We start from the raw sequence: 18,207 nt of genomic DNA on the forward strand, positions 1-18,207 counted from the left end.
ACAAAAGTTGTCGCTTCGCCATATTAAACTGACGTCTCTATATTGCCTACACTCAATTGCTCTGTTTTTTGCAACAATTCGGTGGCATGATGCTAATTTCCAACAAGTGAAAATGTGTGAGTTTGTTGACGTAACCCAACGGTTACACTGCGCAATCGGCTTGCCCTATCTCATGCGTAGACCCCGCGTTCCTTCCGTTATTAACAACTTCCGTCTTCGCCAATGATCCGTTCACTGCCGCAAGGGCGCACAGCTCCGTGCGCGCAAACAGGTTTGGCTTGGGGATACGTTGTGAACCGCCGGGATGACCACCTCAAAATTTTCACGATCATCATCTGACAGGATATGACATCCATTACGTTTCGGGACGCGCTCTCGGTCCTTTCCAAGTCGTCGCCGTTCTCCGTCAAAACCATGTCGACCAGGGCGCCGGACGGCTTCGACGCTTTGAAAAACTGGTTATATATCCAACAAGATATCGAAAGGGATTTGCGTGCATGCTTGGCGCGCGCACAGCCCGGTGACATGATTTTTTTATGCGGTAGCAGCGGCGACGGCAAGTCCGAGATCCTGACCCGGGTCCATCAGGAATATTGCAATAGAATCACGTTTCACCTGGATGCGACGCATAGCTTTCAACCCAATCAGTCCGCCATCGAAGCGCTCGACCAGGTATTCCGCGCCGCTGTAGAGCACCAGCAAATCCTGGTGGTCGGTATCAACATCGGGATGATTGGCAACTATGTGCAGGAAGGGCACGCGGACTTGCAACCCGTCCGGGAGGGAATGCGCGCGTTTCTCGAAAACCTGGCGCCACCCGCTCCTTACTATTTCTTCAATTTCGAAAATTATCCGAAATTCCAGATGAAGGACGGCGTTCCGGTCGCGCCCTTCGCCAAAGACATCATGCGCCGCCTCACGACTGCCAGCGCAGATAATCCTTTCTATGTAGCCTACACCCGGGGTGAAGTTCAGCAGCGCGAGCCGCTGCTATTTGCGAACTTCCGCTTGTTGATGCTTGAGGCGGTGCAAGACGCCATCGTCGCCAACATCGCAAAAGCGCGCTTGGCCAAGGACCAGTTTGTCACCGCCCGGGGCTTGCTCGACCTGTTACACCATTTGCTGACCGGCCCCGGCTACCTGTTCGATAACCTGTTCACCGGCGGTGACAACGAGCTGGCCGCACGGGTGGCGGCATTTGATCCGGCTTTACTGCGCACGCGCGAACTCGATCAATTGGTCTTGCGTTATGAACTCGGTCTGCCCGAGCAGGAGCGGGATGATTTCTTGGCCGAACTGGCGACTTGGAATATCCGCTTGACTGCCGACCAGCAGCCACAGGCAGCATCCCTGATTCGCCTTCTCTATGTGTTGCAGCGCGAGCCGCTGAGCAACAATTACCACCTCCAGTTTGCGAATGAATTCGCCGATCGGGTGATGGTGGACTATGCCGGCGTCTGGAAGATGCATGCGCAGTTCGATGGCGGTACCGAGGCAAAGGCCGCGTTGCGCAGGTTTTATACGTCGGTGTTGACGGCGGGCGTGTTCCGATACGCGAACCGCAATGCGCCAGAACTCGGCAAGGGCGAATTGCTGCTTGGCGAATTTCACGGCGTCAAAATCGCTGGCTTGGCTGACTTAAAACCCGATTTTTCGGCACTTCAGGAGCTCGCCGCACAGACGTCGATCGCGTCCTTCAATGTCGCACTCAAGGTCGGCGATGACGCCCTCCAGCCGATGCCGTTTAATATCAACCTATTTGGTCTCTTGCTCCGTCTAAATCAAGGTTATCGACCCAATAAATACGACAAAAACGCCATCGTCCTGCTCGACGAATTGGTCGAGCAAATCAAGGCCCTCGTCAAGCGTGGCAATCGCCTGAAATTGTATCGACAACGACAACAGATTACCCTGAGATACGAAGACGGTATGATCGATACCGTTGGAGAAATGTAATGTATCCAATCACAAACGACCTGCAAGTATCAGACAAGAATAAGTCACCGAATTACCTTCCAGTTAGACAAAAGGGCAACGAATTTTCATGGGCTTCGGTGACCGGGCTCGTCCTCAGCAACGTACTCCAGCAGGGCTTGCAATACTATAGTGTCGAGGCCTTCCGCGACGAGTGCCGCGATAAGTTCAAAGACTTGCTGAGTGAGCCAGAGGTATGGTATTGGCTCGACCATATGTATTTTTCGACCAATGCCGTGCTGCAGGTTTCGCCCTTGTTCTTGCTGTTCAAGGCCCAGAAAGCGGCGCGTGAGGACCATGAGGACGCCGCTGCCAATCAGCGCATGAGCGATATGTTTTCGAATTTGCTTGGTGACTTCAAGCTCGACGACAAGCCGGACGACAACCTGCATTTTCTCGAACAGGTCATGCTCGACGTTCTCGTGCAGCATATGCGGCCGCTCGGAGGCAAAGGACGTCACCAAGAGCAACCCTATTTACCTTTCCTGACGGCGGCGTTTCGGCGCGATATGCAGTTCCTCGCAGCGTATCCGCAGTACTTGATGGCCGAACTGACGAACACGTTGAAGTTGTACGCGTTTAGCTATTGTTCGCAGTTGTCATTGGCCGTGCGCGATTGGCGCCTGGGAGCGCCACAGCCGAAGGAGCTGTATTTTATTCTCGACGTCGAAAAAGCCTCGACTGAGCGCGACAAGATCCGCGACCGCGGCTACAAGTTGTTATCGTCAACCTCGAAAGAACTGTTCCCCGTGCTGTCGGCAGCCGAGGTGCTTCAAACCGACGGGACGCAGCGGCCGTTGTGGCAAATCTTTGCCGACGCGCGAGCGCATCACGACCAACCCGCCTTGATCGATGACTTCAATCGGTATATCGGTCAGTTTGCAACAGGTCGGAAGTTACAGGCACCGGCACTCGCAGAGACCGTGGAGGAAGCATTCAAGCAATTCATCGTTTTGGCCATTCGACAGTTCGACCCAGGACAAAGCGAGCGCCACAGTGTCAACCAACGCTATGTGCGTGAGCTGGAGAAAAAAGTGTTCGCCGATTTTATCCAGTTTCGAGGGCGGGCCGGCAATATCTTGGCCCTGAATCAGGACCAGCTGTTGCTGTTGACGAATCTGGCGATCGGCCGTCACGACAAACTGCGGTTTTTTGAACTGCTGCGCGAGTTTCAGCAGCGCGGGTTCTTTTTTGATAATCAAAGTCAACAAGTACTGATTGAATTCTTCGAACGTATGGGGAATGTTGAGCGAATGAGTGATAGTGGAGAGGCTGTGTATGTCCGCAAGACCGTATGAAAGCTACCTGGTTGACGTGTTCATGGAATGGGCGACCGACAAGGCCCAAGCCGGCTTCCGTTACCAATTCCAGTCTCCGGATCATACCAACGCCAGCAAGTTACACGCCGCCTATCTAGCGCTGGCAACCGGCGCGATCGTGCCTGGCGAGGTCACATTGCCTTGCATTCCATGTGGCGCCGTCAAGCTCATTCCGGTACTGCATGGCGAGAGCGGTCAAGGCTTTTCGGAAAACTATATTTCGCACCTGCGCGACTGTGTCGCCAGCCGTACTGCCGAGTTTGCTGATTGCGCTTTGCTCATCATTCACAACAGCAAGCTCGACACCATCATCAATAGCGCGGAAGACCTCGCTGCTGAAGGACACCCGTGGCACCCGAAGATGCTGGCGAAACGCTTGCATGCCTTATCCGCCCGCCATGCGGCCAATAGCAGCTTGCTAGCCTGCTTACTCGAAGACCAGTTGGACTATGTCGTCAGCGAGGGCGCCACGGTGTTCGGCTTCGCCCCCCTCTACGACGCGATTGCCGAGGGCACGGTTCAGCTGAGCAAGCTCGGGTTATTCGAGGACCCGTTGATGGCGTCCTTTAATCAACCAGCGCAGATCCGCAAGCGTCTCGAGGAAAATCGCGACCTGCGCCGTCGCGTCGAGTTCGTGACCGAAAATTACGCGGAACAAGTCGAGGACAGATTCCGCGAAGAGTTTGGTCCGAAATTTATCCGCCAGCACTTCGTCGACAGCCAAGATTGGGCCACCCTCAGCTATGGGGATTTCAAACAAGAAATCGACACCAATCGGACCCAGTCACTGACCTTGGACAGCGTCGACTGCGCCAACGGTAAGCTCATCGATCGCGCCAAGAGCGCGACCAAGGCCGGCCGCAAAGACTTGAGTGTGCTGGTCGAGCTTCCCGCGGAAGCAAATGAAGCGCTGCTCGACATCAAATTTCTCGCCACGGATGTCCGATTGTCGGAGCTCGACATCTCGCAGTGTTCCATCGACAAAAGTAAAGTCAGCATCAGCGTCGGTCACGGCGGTGGTAAGCGCAGTAGAGTCCAGGTGCGTGCGCCGTTTTCCGGTGAACCCCTGTTCTTTACCCTGACACTGCGTCGGGCCATCCGCGCCGAGAACCACCATTTCCGGTGCCTGTTCTTACGCCAAGGCCTGTACTACGTCGACGGTTTCAAAAACCATTTCCGTGTCGAGCCACATGCCAAACGCATCACGCTGCAGATGGAAGCGAACCGTCTTGCGATTGCCGATGGAGAAGGACCGTGCTTTGCATCGGAAGACCCGCAGGACGTGATCGACAAGGCGGCCTATGCGAGCGTCGACTTTTCGCGCCAGGCGAACGCCTCCGAAAAAATCGGTTTCCAGATCGTCAGCGGCGATCAGCGCCTCAGCTTCAACATTGAAGGCGCTCCGGCCGAGGAATCCGTCACGGTCCCCTTGATCCACGACCGTGATCGCTACAACCGCCTGTTTCATGATGACGAGTACCGCGCGGAATTTGGTGTTGATAGCCAGCGCTTGGTCATCGACAATCGTGAATCCGGCCTCGCTGGTGTGCGGCAGCTTCTGTTGACACGCGAAGCCACAATGGTGGCCGAGCAACTACTGCATTGCTCCAGCAAAGGACGGCTTACACTCGACGACGTGCGCGCGATCGACGCGCCTTTGCACGCCGCTTACGCCGCCTGGTACGCGTATCTCAGCGCACGTCGTACCACCCCGAGCCTGGTGTCCTGGGGCCCGCAGTTTCGGGCACTGACCGCGGCGGTCACCCACGCCTACGAGCAGATTCTGTCGGCCATCCCGCGCGACAAAGTATTGACTGAGGCATATAAGCGCTTGCTGCGCATAGGCATGGTCGAGCACGATGGGAAGGAATTCATGACGCCCTTCCACCCGCTCAACCTGTCCTATCATCTGCAATTGGTCGAGACCATTGTGGCCGACCGGGAAGCCGGGCACAACAGTTTCGCAACGCTGCCGGATGTGACGCGCGAACGCCTGACGGCGGCTGGTTTGATTCCTTTCATCTACGACGGCAGCAACACCGTTTCCCATGTGAGCGCCGTGCGCGAGAACGCATTTTGGCTGGAACTGATTCCACAGAAGGAGTCGAGCTTTACCTACGTGCGCAATCTGGTGCGTGACAAGCTCGGTGAATTCACCCAGGCCTACGCCAGGCTGTTCAGCGCAGGCGCGCGCAGTACCTTGATCCTGAATGTCATCAACATGGGAGCGGCGCGTGAACTGTTCCTGGGACTGACCGATTACTTTAAAAAGTATCGCGATGATGCGTGCGCGATTCATGTGAACTGCTATGACGAGCAGATCCTGTTCAACGAATTCGACGCCTTCGCCGAGTGCGTGTCCTCGCAAGCACTGCGCGACGCCTATCAACTCGGCCGCGGCGGTGTGCATGACGACGCCGACTTGTTGATCGACGTGATCCGCAGTCGTCTCACCTACAGCAAATTCATAACCCCGAAGGAAAACGAAGCGCTGGCCTACGCGCACCTGGCATTTTTCCGCAATAACGCGCCGGTGGATGTGCGCCAGGTCCGCGCGGAAGGTGCCTTGAGTGGCGTGTTGTGCGATGGCTTGATCGCCGGAGAGTCGGCGGAGAACATCGAAAACGCTTATTTTTCTTGTTTCGGCTTACGCAACGTCGACTACACCCCGTTCGAACCGCTGCGCCTAGCGCGCTTGGTGGGCGCGTTGATGCAACCGGCGCGCGAGACGAATAGTCCGTATGTCGGCACTAGCGTGGGACTGGCTGCGAGCACCGAGTTCCGGGAGTTGCTGAGCCGTTCCTACGACAGTGCGTTGTGGACCACGATCATCGACCCCAAGGTCACACTGGACTTCTTCACCTCGCAACGCGACGTCGTGCTGATCCACTATTCGGACCAATACACGAGTTCTGCTGGCTATGACGCGATCACCGTGACCAAGCAAGTCGACTTGTTCCGGCGCTTGCTCGGCAAGGAAAGTCTCCTGTCCGAGTTCAACGCGTTCAATGGCGAGTGGTTGCTGAAAATGCTGACCGCGAGCGAGAACACGCGCAAGGAGCGGCGTGGCATTATCGGCGCCTACAAGTTCGTGCGGTCGTTGTTGATGGATTCGGATATCACCTGGGTACCACTGTCGGTGGCCGAGATGATCCGCGTCTCGGGCAATGTTGGTCTAAAAATGAGCGAAAGCGATTTTTCCCGCAACCTGCAAGGCTATACGCGCGGCGCCATCTCGGACGACGTCTTATTTGTCGGCTTCCGTGACGACAAGATGTACCTGCTGCCGCTCGAAGTCAAAACAGGCGCCCGTCCAAATTATGAAAAGGCACTCGAGCAAGCGCGCGAGCTCAAGCGCTATCTGCGCGACGAAATCCTCGGTATCGACTCCATGGTTGGCAAGCTGTACCGTGGCTTGTTCGTGCGCCAAGTGCTCATGCAAGTGGAGAAATACCGGCTGTATGGCGTGCTCAGCGACGCTGACCTGCAGCATCTCGTGTCGCGCCGCGAATGGTGGCTCAAGGGTGACTATAGCGTAGCGGAGCTGACCGATTACCCGGCTGGCGTGGTGTTGTCGCACCTGGATAGCGAGACCTGCTTTGATCCGAACTACCGGATTGATCGCGACGTCATGTTGATCGACCTGCCAATTGCCTTACTTGATTCGCTCATCGACGCAGGCAGCGCCGAGCAAATCCGCGCACTGCGCACCCAGTGTCATGTCCCGTCTGACTATCTGCTGACAGCGGCCGCCTACAGCGCGCCTGCCGCACCGGTGGCATCAGACCCGGTCGAGCAACCAGTGCATGCGGTCGACGCGCTCCAGGCGGTCGCTGCGGTACCGATCCCTGCTGTAAATGCGCCAGGCGAACATTTGCGGGTGCTGGTCGGCCATCACGCGACGACCCAACAAGCTCTGTACTGGGAACCGACAAATACCGCCCGCTTCATGAACAGCAACTCGGGCATCATTGGGACGATGGGGACCGGCAAGACCCAGTTCACAAAATCGGTGATCACCCAGCTGGTGCGCAACCAATCCCACAACGTGCATGGCGCGCCGATCGGCATGCTGGTCTTCGACTATAAGTCGGACTACGTCGATGACGCCTTTATTGACGCGACCAAGGCAAGGAAATATCAGCTCAGTAAGCTGCCCTACAACCCGTTGAGCCTATTCGGCGATACCCCGATGCTACCGCTGCATACGGCCGCGGGCTTCGCCGAGACGATGACACGCGCCTATGGCTTAGGGCCGAAGCAGCAATTAAAACTCGAAAACCTCATCATCCAGTGCTATGCGAGCGCGGGTATCTATCCTGAGGACAGGGCGAGCTGGGCGAACGCGGCACCAACGATCGAGGACGTGTGGCAGCTGTTCCTAAGCCAAGAGAAGGTTGAAGAAGACTCGCTCTATGCTGCGCTTTCAAAACTTGCACGCTTTAAAATCTTTGAGCCCGACGCCTCCAAGACCGGCAGCTTATACGACTTGATTTCCGGGGTGACCGTTGTCGAACTGGCCGGCTACCCCTCGGAGATCCAAAACTTGGTGGTGGCGCTGACGCTCGACCTGTTCTATGCGCAGATGCAAAAGCGCGGTAAGCCCGGCGTCGTCGGCGACTTCCGTCAGATCACGAAGATGATCCTGGTCGACGAAGCCGACAATTTCATGTCGCAGAACTTCCCTGCGTTGCGCCGTGTACTCAAGGAAGGACGCGAATACGGGGTAGGAGTGATCCTCTCGACGCAGGACATCACGCACTTTAAGACGGCCGAAAACGATTACTCGTCTTACATCTTGAGCTGGACTGTGCACCGCGTATCGCAGATCAAGAACGCCGACGTCAAGGCGCTGTTTAACAAGGACGACAAGGCCGATCAAGAGCAACTGATGGAAGCGATTCGGCGCTTGGACAAGCACTTTAGTCTGTATGTCGATGGCGAAAAGCGTATTCAGAAGATGCGCGACACAACGTTCTGGGAACTCACGCAATAAGCGCGATGCCCAGCTGAGACGCGACCGATCGGCGCATTGGTTGTGGTGTGGGCGACCCGGATGCTACTGCGTTTCGATAGTCGTGGAAGCGGGCATGCGCGCACGCAATGGCTAACGCCATGCCAGCTGTAGCATCGGACGATGACTGCACGTAAAGACATCTTCACTGCAAGCCGAGTCGACCTGGTCTTGATTCTGCTACCGATCACTAGCCACTTTGAGGCGGCGTTGGCACTAGCCGCCAGCGGCGTACCTCTCGAGGTCGCCGCGCGCGTGCTGGCAACACCGGCCGGGCGGCGAGCATTGTTGGCGCAGCAATGTGAGTGCATGCGTGATCACGACGAACGTTGATGGTGCCGTCATGACGTGGCCGCATTCTGACCGCTACGTCCCTGTTCGGCGTTGCCTGCTGTCGCTTCTCGACGTGGTTCTGCACTCAAGCAGGCATCGAATAGATACGGTTCAGATGCTCCAGCCGAGCCCTTGTATCTGGAAGATGCAGAACAATAATGTCAGTCCGTTGCTCACGTCGTTATTGACGCAAGAAGGCGGAGGCCGAAAACACCCAGACGCGCTTGAACACAAGATCTTGCACGCCCTCGATCGAAAACAATGGTTCGTCTAAACCTTGCGGATGCAATGGCGTCCATAGGCATGCGAGTGGACGCACTTCGCCAACATGCGTCGTCTTCATTACTTTGAGGACCTTATCTAACGCGCGCTTATAAAAACGCCCCCTTGCCTCATCCCAATACCGGGAGAACTCGTGTTTCTGGAACGCGGCGAGCGTCACCTCATCGCTATCACTCGACAGCGCTTGACCGCCGCCATAGCCATGGAAAGACCACGACTTCACTTCGGTCTGATACAGGATATGTTGGCCAGTCTCAACGGTTTCTATCCAGGCGTCCAGCCAGTTGCCACCCTCCTTGGCAATGCAGCGTTTATCTAGCACCTTGGCTTCTACGTTTTGGATACGGAAATGTTCGAGAAGAAGCGCTAATCCAAGCTCCTCGCCACCCAGTGTCTTGATGGCTTTTTAATGGCGTCGAACACGCTTGTCAGCATCGTAGAACTCGAGGAGGGCAGAAATACAGATCTGGACGTTCAATTGTTTTCTCCAAGTTTGTCTGTGTGCCGAAGCTGAGCACTTCGCCCGGGCTATTTTGCCTCGGGATGATCGCGCTACATTGCATTGGCGGTCTATGTAAGCGGGTAGGTGAGTAGGACTCGATACCAGCGTTACGCCTTTAGGTCGAGCGCGCCGTTCACGCTTGGTGGGTACACAACACCATTGTTGAGCTGACGGGGCGTGGCTCGAGTTGAGTCGATCGGGCGTAGATTCCCGCGGCTTACCGGCTGAGGACTGGTGGCGCGGTGACAAAACGCGTGAAGCAATAATTGACGTCATGCAGTCTTTTCTCCGCGCGTGTGACCAGCACCGGATCGAACGCCGATATCCATTCGCTCTCGACGATCAGCGCCTCAACCGAGAGGTCGAGGCGTCCGCGTTCCCACAGCTTGATGAAACCGTCGGACACACCCTTTGCAGAGAGCAGCTTGATCACGGTGAGATAGCCGCCCTCGGTTTCGAGCATGCCAAGAAAGTGATTGGGACGATAGCGTATCGCCCGCTCGGCTTCGGCCGCCTTAGCGCGGAGAAAATTCGTCAGGCGGTTGTCTTCGTTCTTTTCCATAGGGGTTCCCGACTAGCTAAGTATCGTAGAGGTGGATGACACATGTTGGTCCACAACTGAACCAAAGGCGTCCACCAATGCCTGCAGTGTCGCGCTGGACAACCCGCTCGTGTCAATGCCGGGATAGGTATGACCATTCGCGGCGGTCGATGGCAGATGGCAGACCGTCAAACCGTGTTGGGCGATCAGCGATTCACAGGCATGCTTCATCGCACGAAGCGTGACATACAAGTGGGCACCTTGCAGCTTGCCAAAGCGCTTGGTTCGGAATGCCTTCTCGAACGCTGGACGCGGATCGTCGATGGTGACCCACTTCGTGGTCGAGGTTAAAACAAAATGTTTATTAGTAAGTATTTCTTCGATATTCATAGCGTTCCACAAGAGGGCAAGCGCGTTGCGATACCCGGCAAAGCGACAAGCATTACACCGTAGCGCTGTCGCGCAACAACAACCACACGCTGTGGACCTGTGCCATCGAAGCCTCAGCGGCAATGCGTAAGGCCTCGGGGTTGTTCAGCAGGTCAAGTGTCGTATGTTCAGGCTCATATAAATCAGCTGACAATGCGCACCGGCGCCACATCGGCCACGCTGGGTGAACCTCGCCATGGATACCCGCTGTCTCCAGCGCTGCCACAACCCGTGCACGTTCACGCGTTTTTTCTGAAGGACAATGCACACCGGTGTACAGCCCAGCTTCGATTTCAATCACACTGACTGCGTGACTAAACCCTGGGATCGAAAAATAGAGTCCGAAGTAATTGCGGTTACGCGCATTGGCCTGATAAAAGCGTTCAATACGCTGGCGTCGTGCAGAAGGCTCCGTCGAGAGAGAATATTCTGTCCGCCATTGCGCCATATCCGGATAATCGCGCTGGGCGATGGTCCACAGCTCGGTCCACATACGCTCCTGAAGTGCTACCAATGCTTGTATGTAAGCGAGGCGGATATCACGCGCTTGTCGCAAGTGGCCCCCAGTCAACAGTACATCTACCAGTTTGTCCATGTAATCCTTCGATTCGAGATTCCCACTGAGGCGGTCGACCACGACTGCGTATTGGGCAATCGTCTCGCGTAAGTGCGGCAGGCGTACCGCGCACTCTTCGGCCCGCCGCAACCATTGGCGGATGTGGTAGTTATAACTAATGTTCTGATAACGCTCTTGCAGCACTTCATCGAGGCCATGCAAGCTATTGTCGGAAGGCTGCGTGCCTTGCAGCGTCAAATACAGCACGAATACTTCATCGTAATGACGGCGTGCCCGGTCCCAATACCGGTACAGCTGGCGCTCCTGATCCGGCGCGTAAATCTTGTTTTCAATAATGACAGCGCGTTTGCGCCCGAATTCGACGAGGATATCGACGCGACCTTCTTCGCTGACGACGCGCGCGTGGCGGCATTCTTCTTCGCTGTCTAGCACGATGCCGACGCTTTGCATAAAGGAGCGAAGCAAGGCGGCGCCCTGGGCGTGCGCGCGTGGGTTGATCAAAAATCCGATCAGCCGGCTATGCAACCGAACCTCATCGTGCTCGATCTGTAATGCTGCAAATACATTGAAACCGTGGTGGCTGGGGAAGTTCGCGCGCAGCAATGCGCATAGATCCAATAACTCTCGATGCGCTTGGGTCATCCGAATGATCCGTCCGTTTTAAAGCAGGGTGTTATGAACTGTTCCGCGGCTAGCGTTCAGCGTTCTTGACGGGATTTATAAGTATCCGGCGCCTTATACCGGGGAGACGACAATGCCGTTAGCGCACAGTTGTTGAAAAATCGGAATTCATCCATTCTACTTGAAGGTGACGATTACTATCCCGGCATTTATGCCTGTTTTAATTTGCAACTCGCTGTCATGCGATCTGCATGGTCAGGCGGGTAAGAAATTTCGGTACGGAGATCGTAGGGGCGCAACGCGACAGATTTTGTCGTCACCTGTCGATGGCGGTGCCAGAAAGCTGGGCGATATGGATGCGAACAACTACCGTGTCCGCATGACTACTCGGCGAGTATCCGCGGCAAGCGTGGCGACTCCTGTACGCCACGCCTTTGCTGCTCTGTTCGAACTGTGTCGGCTGTCCGCAGCGCTAAACGACACGAACTGTCGTTCCATCACGCTAAGCTGGTCTAGATTCTGCTGGTCTCAGACCAACGTAACCACGTGCAGGTATTGTGATGCCGGAACAGGCATCGGCCCGATGGCGTATGTGCCAGCTCTACCCAACTGGTAAGCTCCATGATCGCGTGAAAATCCGCGACCGGAATCTGTTAGCGCTGGAATGGAGCCTATTGATCGCAACATAGGTCGGTCGACATGGGCGCGACTACGTGCACTGTAGCTCAATATTTGATTGTCGCTTATAAAGTCAGAAAGTCGAGCGAAAAACCGGATTTGATTATGGCGAACTTTGAGAACGAGCGTCGGTCTTCCCCCGTGAAAGCGGTCCTCTTTGATGCCTATGGCACGCTTGTTGAGATTGGCGATAGGCGTGCTCCATTCCGGCAGTTGTTACGGATAGGAGAGCAACAGGGACGACAGTCCACTGCCGCAGACGCTGCAATACTCATGACTGCCCCGCTTGGTTTGCTTGATGCCGCCGATCTTCTAGGCATTCGGTTGACCGCTGACGCGGCGGCGCAACTCGCAGCAGATCTAGAGGTTGAAATCGCATCCGTGCGTTTATTCCCGGATGCGCTCGCGACACTTGAGGTCCTCAGGAGAAGTGGCTATCGCGTCGGGTTGTGCTCCAATCTTGCGTCCGACTACGCCAGACCGATTAAAGCCCTGTTGGGTTCTCATCTCGATACCTGCGTCTGGAGCTTCGAGGCAGGCGCGATCAAGCCCGACCCGCGAATCTATCTGCGCAGCTGTCAAGCCTTAGCGTGTGCGCCGGCCGAGGTGCTGATGGTGGGCGATACGCTGGTAGCAGACGTCGAAGGACCGCGCGCATGTGGAATGCAGTCCATTCACTTAAATCGCACGCGCTGCGGCGCTGACGGTGCGCTCGGGTCGCTGACAGCGCTCTTAGATCATCTCGCGACGCGAAGCTGAGACGCTCGGCAAGTTGCGCTGCCTCAAGCGCAGACCACACGATACTCAAGTTAGCTTGGAAAAATCGGCCAAAAACTGCTGTGCTCCCGAGAGGGACTCCACGTGCACCTGCCAGCCATAGGGAGTAGGGCTCGCGCTGCGGGATAGAGCTCAACGAGTTGGCAACACAGCGGAACGGGCGGCCCAGCAAAACGCTCAACTGGGGAACACGCGCGCAGCGATTTCATGAATGTCCCGCATTTATTGGCTGAATCTACAAGCCAAAGCGGGGCGCTGTTTTAACGAAATTTCCACTTTACGAAGTACGAAAGAGTAGCCCTTCACCCTGAAGAGCATCGATAGTGAGCGCGGCAAGACATGCGTGTATCGGTGTTGGTCGTGGGTATCGTAAGGTCTTTCCTCAGCGCGTAATCGATTTCGTTTATGACGTGTTTATGCCGCTGGACGACATTAACGCTTTCGCGGATGATGTTCCTACTGACTACAGGGAGCAATAATGGGACGTCCATCCTTCGCAATTAATCGCATCAGGCTCCGCGCTCTACGCGAGGAAAAAGGGCTAACCCAAGCGGCGCTTACCATCAGAGTCGCCCAACAAATGGACAGACCTGAGACCGCGTCCCTCGTCCGCCACTATCAGCGCATTGAGGAAACTGGAAAGACGAGCGTCGGCTATGCAACGGCGCTGGCAACGGTTCTAGGTGTTTCTATTTCGCTTTTGCAAGGACTCGAGAACCCGGATCCGTATGCCTATCTGCGGTACGTGCAAACGCTCTTGGCGCAGCGATTGGATACGGGCGAGAACCAAGCCCTTGGCGATCTTCTGGCACGGCATGCTAAGCACGATGGAGAAAAAGCCTTGGATTACCTTGCTGAGGACATCGCCGAACATATCGAGCACGTACAACTCGTCAGGAACCCGACCATGATTGCGGAGCTCGTCAACTTGACCCAGCTGTCAGAGAGCGATCTCTTGGCGCCAGCAAACGTCAGAGGCTTCTGGTTCCTCTCGGTGAAGTCGCGCATCATGAATTGTTCCGAGGTGGTCGACGGCGTGCCTTCGGTGAATTACCGGATTGGGGAGGTCATACAGTCGTATCTAGGCACCCACGGCAACGACAGCACGATACGCATGTGGCATGACAGCCCATGGGTGCGTATTGAAATTTGCCGTCCGCGGGTCCACGACCGGATGCTGATCGACATCACGCGTTGCCTGCCGGACGCTACCGGCCTGCGTTGGATCGCTCCCTCTTGGCAGGACGAGTTTTTCTTAGAACCTGCCCTGAGTAGCCATGCCTATTCCAATGCAGATGTGGTTACCGATTTTTCAGGCAGGACTGCACCGACGGATTACGGGCGCTTGCGCTTAGTCGTTGATGAGCATGATGGCACCTATGGAAAAGTGCTTCGTAGAATGGTGGTGGACGGCGGTGTTGGCCAGATGCCGGACTATCTGAAAAAGAATTTTGCTCGAGACTGCTCGACACGGGTTGCGTTTACAAATTGGCTGACTAACGGCCTCAGGACGGCACTCCTTCCCCACCTTGCTGCGCCTCCTGCGCCAGGGTGGCACGTGCGGGTCAACGGGGCGGCCATCGACATTAGCCTCAAAGACGCCCGCGACAGGGGCATCATTTTTGCAGAATTGCGCTACCGCATTGTGCTGGCTGAGGAAACTGGCCCTGGTACATTCGGCATTGTGCCAGTACGAGAAAAAGATCTGGACGAACTAAGACAGAATATCGAAGACTGGTTCGCTGCAAGCGAGGTCGCTGTGACTGAACCGGGCGATCGACCGAATTTCGAAACGATCTAGCATGGCATACCCCGGGCCGTGCCTTTTACAATCCGGGGAATTTCTAAGGAGAGAAACATGACAGCACTCGACAACGCACCAAGCAAAACCGGCAAGCCATCTGGCGGTGGGCGAGGCAACAATTCACCAAAAGGCAAATAAGGTCAGGTGCGGGGCCGCATGCCGCATCGCCGCCCCGCCCCGCACCGCCCACGGGTAACCATTGCCAATCAAATCATTTTTCCCTAGACGGAGCAGTACTAGAGATGGGCACAATCCAGAATTCCGCCGAACCACGGGTCGCAGTGCTTGTTGACTGCGACAACACCAGTCCCGCTATACTGGACTACGTGTTAAAAATCGCATCGCAATTTGGCCGGATTGTACTTCGCCGCGGGTACGGTAATCATACGACGCTGGCAAAAACCTGGCAGGAAGCGTTGGTTGAGAAAGCCTTCACGCCCTGCCTGCAATTCCAATACGCTGCGGGTAAAAACACGTCCGACATTGCTCTCGGACTGGATGCGCTTGAGGCGATGTTTGACGGCCGCATAGATCGGTTTTGTCTTGTCACCAGCGATTCGGACTTTGCATATCTATGCAGAAAACTTCGCGAACGTAGCGCGACGGTCTACATTATCGGTGAGGCGAAGACGCCAGCGGCTCTGAGAAACGCCAGCGACCAGTTCTTCGAGTGGGTACCCGAACCAGCCGAACCGGATCAACAGCAAGGCTTTCGGCCATCGTTGACGGTCGTCGGTCCGCTAGAAAAGACCGTCGTTAGGCGTCGACCCAGATTCGTGGTCGACGCCGTCGCCCTTCTCGCAGGGCCCACCTCCGATGGCAGCGTGCATCTATCTGCGCTGGGCCAGTATTTGAAGCGTACCGATCCCGCCTTTTCGCCGGCCGTGTACGGCTATTCAGGTTTGGTGGACATGCTCAAGACCTACGACCTTCTGGTGCTAACAAAAGCAGAAGGCGGCCACTATACAGTCCAGCTTGCTCCCGCTCACCTGCTCGGAACGGCGTCTTCTATTTGAAGCGCACGCGCACTTAATGTAGCTCATTGACGCCAGCGTTTTAATTAATTGTCGAGTCACCCGGGCCGCCGGAGGATACTCGCAATGAAGTGTGTAGGAACGGACGCAAGCAGGTGTTTGTCTGGGCGTCCGCGCGGCCGTGCTGTGCTGGCTCAGCACGGCCGTATCCCTGCAGAGGCGAGCCCGCGTTGACGTTAGTAGCGCGCCAGTACGCTGGCGCCGAGCAAATCGGATGAAACCCCTAGAGATTGCGGCAAGCGCTTATGTGCTTGGGTAATCATATGTTGGGCAAAGATAGGTGCTTTGCGGTCGTGCAGTTATATTGAGCCTGTGTCTAATCGCGACAACCCGTTCAGCACTGACCGGGAGCGTTGGACAGCTAACCGTCGCTTGTGCGAGCTCCGCCCACGCCGACAGAATTCGCAATTGGGGCTGCCGCAGTCGTGTGAGCGATCCATTCGCGCACGATGCACCTGGCATCTGCTGCAAGCGCGTCAATATCGATTTCTCGAGCACGTGTATAGATCATGTTGCCATAGATTTCGGCAAAAACGCAGAGGGCGGGGGAGAGGACGCCATTCACCGGTGGCGCAGCGATACGCACCTTATTGATCGTTGCTTCCAATTGCTGTATCGAAATGACCTGCACCATGCCTCCACTATCTACGAGTGCGTGTGGTGTGATGGTCTGCCATGATTGTCGATTGCCACCACCGATTCTCTAAGCACCATAGTCAATGTGATTACCTTCACTTTGTTCGAGCTCAAATCTTTTATCTGTACAAGTGTTGGCTGCGCGGTTATTCCTCTCTCAAAGAGAGAGCAAATTCCGTGTGAGTAAATCGCGGTATCGATGCAAACTTGGCGCGTCCTAGTGTTCTAACGACGAGTCTACGCCCCAAAGTGCAAGCTCTTCACGGAGGCTGACGAAGGTAGTGCTGTCCCAAAATTTACCGTACTTGTTGGCGCCCCCAGCGTACGTTGTAAGCCTTTGGCTCCGCTGACGTCGGGTCAGCCCGACTCGACTTGACTTGACTTGCCAAGACAGTGCAGACGGCGCAGTAGCGTGTAAACCCAATGCTCCAAAAGCGTCGCGATAATGTCTAGCGCGATGCTCCTAGCATTGCCGCCATGCGTCCGACCATGTTGCGAATATCATCGATGCGAAGATGCGGCTCGTTTTGCAAAAGTTGCTTGTAAAGCAGCGCGACCCATGGAATCGCATCAACGGCGCGTACCGGTACGGCCACCGCGGCACGCCCGCGCTGGAGCATGCGCACGAAGTAATGTGATTCCTGAACTTCGATGTGCAGTGATTTGTCGTGAGCCCTTCCGTGGCCGTCGAATTTTACGCTGGGAATCAAATTTTCGAAAAGAGCTAACGTAAGATAAGCTTCTTGCACCGTTAGCTGGACGACGATCTTAGCGCGCCAGTCGAACTCTCTGCGCTCGCCACCCGCTAGCAACAACGCCCCTTCGATTTGAACGGTGTACTGGTTACCCACGCGTGTCCGTGCTTCACTTATGCATAGTGCGGCTGCACCCCCAAACACCTTAAATGAATAGTAAGGCGGTTCAGTTAGAGCTGTGCTCGATGCCACGGCAGGAGAGGGCGCTAACGCTTTGAGTCCGATCCCTCGCAGGTACCCGATTGTCTGGCCGCGCTCGGTCGCTTTAGTCGCTCCTGCCTTGATTGCCTCGAATAGCTGTTCGCCGTCGCGTTTTGCGGCGGCGATGACAGTCGATAGATCAAATTGCAATCCCATCCGCTCGACTGATCCGCGTACCGACGGCGCAAGCGCATGCACAACCGCCGCCAAGCTATTACGGCGGGCCGACTCGCCAGCGGCATACCATTTCAGGTCTTCAGCGAATGCCTTGCCTTCCGCAGTTCCAACGAGTTGCTGCAGCTGCCCACTCGTCACAGACGGCAATTTCGCCTCAGCAAGGGTAGTGAGAATGATTGATAGTTTCATAGTTCAGGAACGCGATTGGTGCAAGGAGACGTGTATCGATCGCGAAGCGTTCAAGCGCCGGGCTCAGTATACCTTGAGCTAGTCCGGGGCTGCACCGTTGGCCGAATAGCATAATGCGAATGGGTTCGGCCCAATACGGGACGGTAGCATTCAGGGGAAAAGAGGCAGCAATTCAAGCACCCAAACAAAAACGTAACTAACCCACAGAGAATGCCGAGTACATCTAACCACATCACCGTTCCGGACTCCGGCCGCCTTGCCGACAAGTCTTCTGCACTCTCTTTGCTCTTTTAGCTCTTTATGCTCTCTCAGGAGGGGACCAAATTGGTCGCCAGGGACGGAGGCTTGATATTGGCCGCGGTAC

The 18,207-nt window shown here is 55.7% G+C and carries 13 protein-coding genes; 7 read left to right on the forward strand and 6 right to left on the reverse strand.

Annotated features, from left to right (window positions below; all coding sequences use genetic code 11):
* The first annotated feature begins 345 nt into the window (after positions 1 to 345).
* The 4 genes from dptF (at position 346) to ACI48I_RS22740 (ending at position 8,640) form a co-directional block, all read left to right on the forward strand.
* Positions 346 to 1,956, forward strand: a complete 1,611-nt coding sequence (gene dptF / locus ACI48I_RS22725; protein ID WP_498575501.1) for a DNA phosphorothioation-dependent restriction protein DptF — start codon at positions 346 to 348, stop codon at positions 1,954 to 1,956.
* On the forward strand, positions 1,956 to 3,272 hold the full coding sequence (gene dptG, locus ACI48I_RS22730; protein WP_498575502.1) for a DNA phosphorothioation-dependent restriction protein DptG: 1,317 nt from the start codon (positions 1,956 to 1,958) through the stop codon (positions 3,270 to 3,272). Before dptF ends, dptG begins: the two co-directional genes overlap by 1 nt.
* A complete protein-coding gene (dptH, locus tag ACI48I_RS22735; RefSeq protein WP_498575503.1) occupies positions 3,253 to 8,289 on the forward strand; it encodes a DNA phosphorothioation-dependent restriction protein DptH in 5,037 nt (1,678 codons plus the stop codon). Before dptG ends, dptH begins: the two co-directional genes overlap by 20 nt.
* A gap of 141 nt (positions 8,290 to 8,430) precedes the next feature.
* Complete coding sequence (locus ACI48I_RS22740) at positions 8,431 to 8,640, forward strand: hypothetical protein (RefSeq protein WP_498575504.1); 210 nt, start codon at positions 8,431 to 8,433, stop codon at positions 8,638 to 8,640.
* Between the two features lie 181 nt (positions 8,641 to 8,821).
* Here ACI48I_RS22740 and ACI48I_RS22745 read toward each other — a convergent pair whose 3' ends face one another.
* The 4 genes from ACI48I_RS22745 to ACI48I_RS22760 form a co-directional block, all read right to left on the reverse strand.
* Positions 8,822 to 9,244: a hypothetical protein gene (locus tag ACI48I_RS22745; RefSeq protein ID WP_498575505.1), complete on the reverse strand. Its 423-nt coding sequence runs from the start codon at positions 9,242 to 9,244 to the stop codon at positions 8,822 to 8,824.
* 397 nt (positions 9,245 to 9,641) lie between these two features.
* Positions 9,642 to 9,986: a hypothetical protein gene (locus ACI48I_RS22750; RefSeq protein WP_498575506.1), complete on the reverse strand. Its 345-nt coding sequence runs from the start codon at positions 9,984 to 9,986 to the stop codon at positions 9,642 to 9,644.
* 12 nt (positions 9,987 to 9,998) lie between these two features.
* Entirely contained in the window at positions 9,999 to 10,355 is a 357-nt protein-coding gene (locus ACI48I_RS22755; RefSeq protein WP_498575507.1) for a hypothetical protein, read from the reverse strand.
* A gap of 52 nt (positions 10,356 to 10,407) precedes the next feature.
* Entirely contained in the window at positions 10,408 to 11,613 is a 1,206-nt protein-coding gene (locus tag ACI48I_RS22760; protein ID WP_498575508.1) for a PDDEXK-like family protein, read from the reverse strand.
* Between the two features lie 678 nt (positions 11,614 to 12,291).
* Between ACI48I_RS22760 and ACI48I_RS22765 the strand changes: the two genes are divergently transcribed.
* From ACI48I_RS22765 to ACI48I_RS22775, 3 genes are all read left to right on the forward strand, one after another.
* Positions 12,292 to 13,029, forward strand: a complete 738-nt coding sequence (locus ACI48I_RS22765; protein ID WP_498575509.1) for an HAD family hydrolase — start codon at positions 12,292 to 12,294, stop codon at positions 13,027 to 13,029.
* 496 nt (positions 13,030 to 13,525) lie between these two features.
* Complete coding sequence (locus tag ACI48I_RS22770; RefSeq protein WP_498575510.1) at positions 13,526 to 14,848, forward strand: helix-turn-helix domain-containing protein; 1,323 nt, start codon at positions 13,526 to 13,528, stop codon at positions 14,846 to 14,848.
* Positions 14,849 to 15,093: 245 nt separating this feature from the next.
* On the forward strand, positions 15,094 to 15,867 hold the full coding sequence (locus tag ACI48I_RS22775; protein WP_498575511.1) for an NYN domain-containing protein: 774 nt from the start codon (positions 15,094 to 15,096) through the stop codon (positions 15,865 to 15,867).
* Between the two features lie 379 nt (positions 15,868 to 16,246).
* Here ACI48I_RS22775 and ACI48I_RS22780 read toward each other — a convergent pair whose 3' ends face one another.
* Positions 16,247 to 16,519 carry a DUF3717 domain-containing protein gene (locus tag ACI48I_RS22780; protein ID WP_498575512.1) on the reverse strand — a complete coding sequence of 91 codons (273 nt, stop codon included), beginning with the start codon at positions 16,517 to 16,519 and terminating at the stop codon, positions 16,247 to 16,249.
* A 451-nt stretch (positions 16,520 to 16,970) separates the two neighbouring features.
* Positions 16,971 to 17,843 (reverse strand): hypothetical protein, encoded by an 873-nt coding sequence (locus ACI48I_RS22785; protein ID WP_498575513.1) that lies wholly within the window; start codon positions 17,841 to 17,843, stop codon positions 16,971 to 16,973.
* Between the last annotated feature and the right edge of the window lie 364 nt (positions 17,844 to 18,207).

The sequence above is a fragment of the Massilia sp. LXY-5 genome, assembly GCF_059801075.1.

Excerpts from the sequence above, each read along its gene's own strand:
- ACI48I_RS22750 (WP_498575506.1), bottom strand. The coding sequence starts at position 9,986 with ATGGAAAAGAACGAAGACAACCGCCTGACGAATTTTCTCCGCGCTAAG.
- ACI48I_RS22770 (WP_498575510.1), top strand. The coding sequence starts at position 13,526 with ATGGGACGTCCATCCTTCGCAATTAATCGCATCAGGCTCCGCGCTCTA.
- ACI48I_RS22760 (WP_498575508.1), bottom strand. The coding sequence starts at position 11,613 with ATGACCCAAGCGCATCGAGAGTTATTGGATCTATGCGCATTGCTGCGC.
- ACI48I_RS22765 (WP_498575509.1), top strand. The coding sequence starts at position 12,292 with ATGGGCGCGACTACGTGCACTGTAGCTCAATATTTGATTGTCGCTTAT.
- ACI48I_RS22775 (WP_498575511.1), top strand. The coding sequence starts at position 15,094 with ATGGGCACAATCCAGAATTCCGCCGAACCACGGGTCGCAGTGCTTGTT.
- ACI48I_RS22740 (WP_498575504.1), top strand. The coding sequence starts at position 8,431 with ATGACTGCACGTAAAGACATCTTCACTGCAAGCCGAGTCGACCTGGTC.
- ACI48I_RS22785 (WP_498575513.1), bottom strand. The coding sequence starts at position 17,843 with ATGAAACTATCAATCATTCTCACTACCCTTGCTGAGGCGAAATTGCCG.
- ACI48I_RS22780 (WP_498575512.1), bottom strand. The coding sequence starts at position 16,519 with ATGGTGCAGGTCATTTCGATACAGCAATTGGAAGCAACGATCAATAAG.
- ACI48I_RS22755 (WP_498575507.1), bottom strand. The coding sequence starts at position 10,355 with ATGAATATCGAAGAAATACTTACTAATAAACATTTTGTTTTAACCTCG.
- dptG (WP_498575502.1), top strand. The coding sequence starts at position 1,956 with ATGTATCCAATCACAAACGACCTGCAAGTATCAGACAAGAATAAGTCA.
- dptH (WP_498575503.1), top strand. The coding sequence starts at position 3,253 with ATGTCCGCAAGACCGTATGAAAGCTACCTGGTTGACGTGTTCATGGAA.
- dptF (WP_498575501.1), top strand. The coding sequence starts at position 346 with ATGACATCCATTACGTTTCGGGACGCGCTCTCGGTCCTTTCCAAGTCG.